Raw genomic sequence first — 5,394 nt, 5'->3', positions numbered from 1 at the left:
GGACAGGCTGCGGCATATGCGGCACTGATGCGCAGGAGGTGCTTGACCGCCCGGCCCCCACCGTGCCGCACGCCCCGCCGGACCCCGCCGCCGTGCGCCATGCACTGGGCGGGTTGCGGGCGCGGCAGGAGCTCAACGCGCGCACCCACATGCTGCACGCCGCCGCGTGGTGCATGCCCGATGGTGGCATTGCCCATGTGCGTGAGGATGTGGGCCGCCATAACGCGCTGGACAAGCTGATTGGCGCGGGGCTGCGCGGCGGGGTGGATTTCGGGCGCGGGTTCTGCCTTGTCACCAGCCGCTGTTCGTATGAAATGGCGCATAAGGCGATCATGGCGGGCATGCCCGCGCTGGCCGCCGTGTCGGCCCCCACGGCGCGGGCGCTGCGCGTGGCGGCGGCATCGGGGCTGACATTGCTGGCCCCGGCGCGGGAGAGCGGCATCATGCTGCCCCGCATGGAAACTGACTGAAAAACGGATAAAAGTTTCTGGGTGCCGCCTTTTTTCAAAAAGGCGGCGTTCTCCCGGCCTGCGGAATGATTTCGCCCCCTGCCGGGGGGCATGGGCGCGGCACGAAACGACCCGCAGCGCCGGTGTCCATGACAACTGGTGCCATGGATCAGCATTATGGGAAAACGGGGGTGAGGTCATGCGCCCTCTACCGCCCTCCGCGCGGGGCGGGTTCAGGTGCGGGGGATGGTCAGGATCGGGGCGGTGCCTGTCCCGCCCGGCAGTGGTAAAGAAAGCATTAATAAATATAAACGCAAATAAACCCGGACATTCCGCGCAGGAATATCCACATTTTACGTGCATTTCATGTATTTTTATTTCATCCGGGGCCATGCAGCGCAGGCACCCCGTGCCACGCCCGGTGCGGCGGGGAGAGCGGAATGGGAACTAAGTACTTAACACCCCTAAAAGTTACATGGCGTTATTCAGATTTTTGTGGAATACCCGATCCGCGCAAACAATAATAAACTTGTTACCAAAATCGCGATTTCGTTTTTTTGTTTTTAATACGTGCGCGCCTAGCTTCCTCCGCATGACAGGAAAGGAATGTCCATCATGTCGTCTTTGACTGGGCCAAGGGGCGCCGCCGGATGGGCGACGCTCGTGCTGGCCGTCATCATCATCCTTCTTGGCCTGCCGCTGGTGTACATGGGGGCCGAACTCGCGTTTATCGGGGGGTCCTGGTACTATGTCCTGTGCGGGCTGGCCATTACCATCGCCGGAATCCTCATGGCCATGGGCCGCGTCGCGGGGGCGGCGCTGTACCTTGCGGCCTATGCCGTGACATGGGTCTGGGCATTGTGGGAGGTCGGGTTTGACGGCTGGGGCCTGCTGCCCCGCGTGCTCGGCCCCACGCTGATCGCCATTGCCGTACTGGCCAGCCTGCCCACGCTGCGGCGCCTGCAGGAACGCTCCACATTCCCCGCAGGAAAGGCCGCGTAATGCCCCCCAAATCCATGCTGCGCGCCCTGCTTATGGGTGCGACCATCATTGCCGGCACGGCCACCCTCGCCATGGCGCAGGTGCCGCCCACAAGCCAGCCGCCCGGTGAGGGCAACGCCACCGCTGGCAATGAATCCGCGCCACCGGCCGACCAGTTCGCCCCACCCCCGCCCAACGCACCGCAGGCGCCGGGCGTGAACGCGGCCAACATTCCCGACGGCCCGCCCGCCGAACCCAGCGAGGCCACGCCCGCCGTGGCACAGGTCACCGCCGCGCCCACGCATGATGACTGGCCCGCCTACGGGCGCGATGACCGCGCCACCCGCTTCTCCCCGCTGGACCAGATCACGCCCGCCAATGTCAGCCACCTGCACCGGGCGTTCATCTACCACACCGGCAGCAAGCCCGCGCCGGGGCAGGTGAACAAATGGGCGGCCGAGACCACGCCCATCAAGGTGGGTGACGGGCTGTACCTGTGTTCCGCCCAGAATGACATGATGCGGATCGACCCGGCCACGGGCAAGGAAGTGTGGCACTTCCACGCGAACGAGAAATACGACAGCATCCCCTACACCGCGGCGTGCAAGGCGGTGGTGTACTACACCTCCTCCACCGTGCCGGAAGGGGAACACTGCCACAACCGCATCCTTGAGGCCACGCTGGATGAACGCCTGATCGAGGTGGACAGCGAGGACGGCAAGCTGTGCGAGGGCTTTGGCTACCACGGCCAGGTCAACCTGATGAAGGGCATGGGTGAATCCGTGCCGGGCTTCGTGGCGGAAACCGCGCCGCCGCCCATCGTGAACGGGGCGATCATCACCAACCAGGAAATCCTCGATGGCCAGCGCCGCTGGGCGCCCTCGGGCGTGATCCGTGGTTACGATGCCGAGACCGGGCGCTTCCTGTGGGCATGGGATGTCAACCGCCCGCACGAACATGGCGAGCCGAAGGAAGGCGAGCACTACAGCCGCGGCACCCCCAATTCGTGGGCCGCAATGATTGGTGACAACGCGCTGGGGCTGGTTTACGTGCCCACCGGCAACTCGGCCGCCGATTACTACAGCGCCATGCGCTCGCCGGCGGAGAACAAGGTATCCTCCGCCGTGGTGGCGATCGACGTAAAAACGGGCGAGCCACGCTGGGTGTTCCAGACCGTGCACAAGGATGTGTGGGATTACGACATCGGCTCCCAGCCCACGCTCATGGACTTTACCAAGCCTGATGGCAGCACCGTCCCGGCGCTGATCATGCCCACCAAGCGTGGCCAGACCTTCGTGCTGGACCGCCGCACGGGCGAGCCGGTGCTGCCGGTGGAAGAACGCCCCGCGCCATCACCGGGCAATGTGGCGGATGACCCGCGCTCGCCCACCCAGCCGTGGTCGGTTGGCATGCCGCGCCTTGGCTTTGCCCCGCTCAAGGAAGCCGACATGTGGGGCATGTCCCCCATCGACCAGCTTTACTGCCGCCTGAAGTTCCGCCGCGCCAATTATGTGGGTGAGTTCACGCCGCCCAGCATCACCAAGCCGTGGCTGGAATATCCGGGCTATAACGGCGGGTCCGACTGGGGCAGCGTTGCGTATGACGAGAAGACGGGCATCCTGATCGCCAACTGGAACAACACGCCCATGTATGACCAGCTCGTCAGCCGCAAGAAGGCGGACAAGCTGGGCCTGATGCCGGTGGATGACCCCAACTACAAGCCCGGCGGCGGCGGGGCCGAGGGTGCTGGCGCCATGGCGGAAACGCCGTACGGCATTGTCGTCTCGCCGTTCTGGGATGAATATACCGGCATGATGTGCAACCGCCCGCCCTATGGCATGATCACTGCCATAGACATGCACACGCAGAAGGTGCTGTGGCAGCACCCGCTGGGCAGCGCGCGGGCCAACGGGCCGTTCGGCCTGCCCACGCACCTGCCGCTGACCATCGGCACGCCCAATAACGGCGGCCCGGTCATTACGGCGGGTGGGCTGATTTTTGTTGCCGCCACGACCGACAACATGATCCATGCCTTTGACCTGCATACCGGCAAGGAAGTGTGGAACGATGTCCTGCCCGGCGGCGGACAGGCCACACCCATGACGTATGAGTACAAGGGCAAGCAGTACGTCGCGATCATGGCAGGCGGCCATCACTTCATGATGACGCCGGTGACGGATGACCTGGTGGTCTATGCGCTGGATAACGTGAACTGATCCTGCCCGCACTGACCTGACGGAACCGGGGCCGCGTAAAGTGGCCCCGGTTTTTTCATGCCCGGCCCACGGGCGGGGCGGCAGGCGGGCGCGGCGTGGCAGGGTGCCCGTTCCGGCACTCCGGCACCAGCACTCCGGCAGGCCATTCCCGCAGCGTTTCAGCCGGGCGCAGGCCGCGAATGGTCCGCCATGACGATCATGAGCAGGAGCCAGCCGGGGCAAGGCCCTGCGCCTGCACGAAGCAATCACTATCCTCCGGCATATCCGCTGGCCCGGCAGGGGCGGGGATACGGGCCTGACAAAAACCCCGCGCCGTCCGCTCCGGTGTCATGCCTTGGGCACAGACCCGTGGGGAGACCATGAAAGGCTGCCAGCTTTCATGCCGTGGCCCTCCATTGAAGCCACGCCTGCGGCCGGACATTTCACATCCCGTTTCTGTATATGGACTGTCCTGTCCATATTCATGGCGGCAGGCGGCCTTTCCCTCGTGGCTGTGTTGGAAAACCCCATGTCAGGGCCTATTGTCCCGTGAACGGAAAGGGGGCACGCATGCAGTCCATGTCATCCACGCTGAATTGCGCGCCCGCCGGGCATAGCCGTGACCGGGCCGCGCCACCGGCCAGCAACAGCGTATCAGGACTACGCCGCCTTCCGTGCCGGGCATGGCGCGCGGCCCCACGGGCGCTGTCGCCACATTCCGGGCGCAGGCCATGACCACGCCACCCGCCAGACCGCGCTGCGGCTGGGCGCAGGCCGATGCGATGATGATGGCCTATCACGACCATGAATGGGGCCAGCCGGTGCATGACAGCCGCCAGTTATGGGAAATGCTGGTGCTGGAGGGGTTTCAGGCCGGGCTGTCATGGCGCACGGTGCTGAAGCGGCGTGAGGGGTTCCGCCGGGCCTTTGCCGGTTTCGACCCAGACCGTGTGGCCGCCTTCACACCCGATGATGTAGAGCGCCTGATGGCCGATCCGGGCATCATCCGCGCCCGCGCCAAGATCGTGGCCGCCATTGGCAATGCCCGCGCCTATGTCGCCATGCGCGACGGGGGGCAGGATTTCGCGGCCTTCGCATGGGGCATGCTGCCCGATGGCCCGGTGCGCAACATGACGGGACGGGTGCAGGCGTCCTCGCCGCTGTCACACGCCATGTCCGCCGCACTGCGGGCGCGGGGGTTCCGCTTTGTCGGGCCGGTCATTGCCTATGCCTGGATGCAGGCCGCCGGAATGATAGACGACCACGACCCCGCCTGCTTCCGCTACGGCGCGCAGGGTGGGGAGGGGTGAAAGGCAGGCTGCGTATGCCGCCGGGGGCCGATCCGCAGCCATGAAGCCGGCCCCGGTGTGAGAGCGTGAAAAACCGCCTGCCTGTTTTGCCCGGCGCAGGGGCCGGATACGGGCGCGGATGCCTGCCCATGGCCACGTTGCCCCGGTTCCCGCGCGATCCTGCATGTTCCCGCTACACCGCATCCGGCACGGAGACATGAAAAGCTGCCCGCGCATACGGTTGCTGCTTTCCCCGTGCTGTCCGGTTCCGGCATGACCCTGCCAGCTTCTACTACGCCGCGCAGGGCGTGGGGCATGAATAGTCGCGCCGCGCATGCGGGCGTTGCTGCTGTCCTTCATGTTGCCTGTGGCGTGATGGTCCGGTTCCCGCGTGCCTGATCCGTGGGGTGGCGTGATTTTTTGCCGGGATCAGGCCAAAAAAAACCTGCCACGCCGGACGGGGCCGGGCGGGCAGGCAGG

Annotated in this window: 4 protein-coding genes; all 4 read left to right on the top strand. The window is 65.6% G+C overall.

What is annotated here, in order from left to right; all coding sequences use genetic code 11:
• A partial coding sequence (locus tag DY926_RS01000) for a formate dehydrogenase accessory sulfurtransferase FdhD (protein WP_186336032.1) occupies window positions 1-470 on the top strand: 470 nt, incomplete at its 5' end.
• Window positions 471-1,064: 594 nt separating this feature from the next.
• Window positions 1,065-1,451: a glycerol dehydrogenase gene (locus DY926_RS00995; RefSeq protein ID WP_116701676.1), complete on the top strand. Its 387-nt coding sequence runs from the start codon at window positions 1,065-1,067 to the stop codon at window positions 1,449-1,451.
• 14 nt (window positions 1,452-1,465) lie between these two features.
• Entirely contained in the window at window positions 1,466-3,646 is a 2,181-nt protein-coding gene (locus DY926_RS00990; RefSeq protein WP_116701675.1) for a pyrroloquinoline quinone-dependent dehydrogenase, read from the top strand.
• 710 nt (window positions 3,647-4,356) lie between these two features.
• Window positions 4,357-4,935 (top strand): DNA-3-methyladenine glycosylase I, encoded by a 579-nt coding sequence (locus DY926_RS00985; RefSeq protein WP_241502984.1) that lies wholly within the window; start codon window positions 4,357-4,359, stop codon window positions 4,933-4,935.
• Window positions 4,936-5,394: the final 459 nt, after the last annotated feature.

Source organism: Komagataeibacter melaceti (assembly GCF_003403295.1).
Taxonomy (GTDB): Bacteria; Pseudomonadota; Alphaproteobacteria; order Acetobacterales; family Acetobacteraceae; genus Komagataeibacter; species Komagataeibacter melaceti.
This window is presented reverse-complemented; position numbering and strand designations above follow the sequence as displayed.

What these genes read in the sequence shown, in the direction of transcription:
- DY926_RS00985 (WP_241502984.1), top strand. Translation starts at nt 4,357, where the DNA reads ATGACCACGCCACCCGCCAGACCGCGCTGCGGCTGGGCGCAGGCCGAT.
- DY926_RS00990 (WP_116701675.1), top strand. Translation starts at nt 1,466, where the DNA reads ATGCTGCGCGCCCTGCTTATGGGTGCGACCATCATTGCCGGCACGGCC.
- DY926_RS00995 (WP_116701676.1), top strand. Translation starts at nt 1,065, where the DNA reads ATGTCGTCTTTGACTGGGCCAAGGGGCGCCGCCGGATGGGCGACGCTC.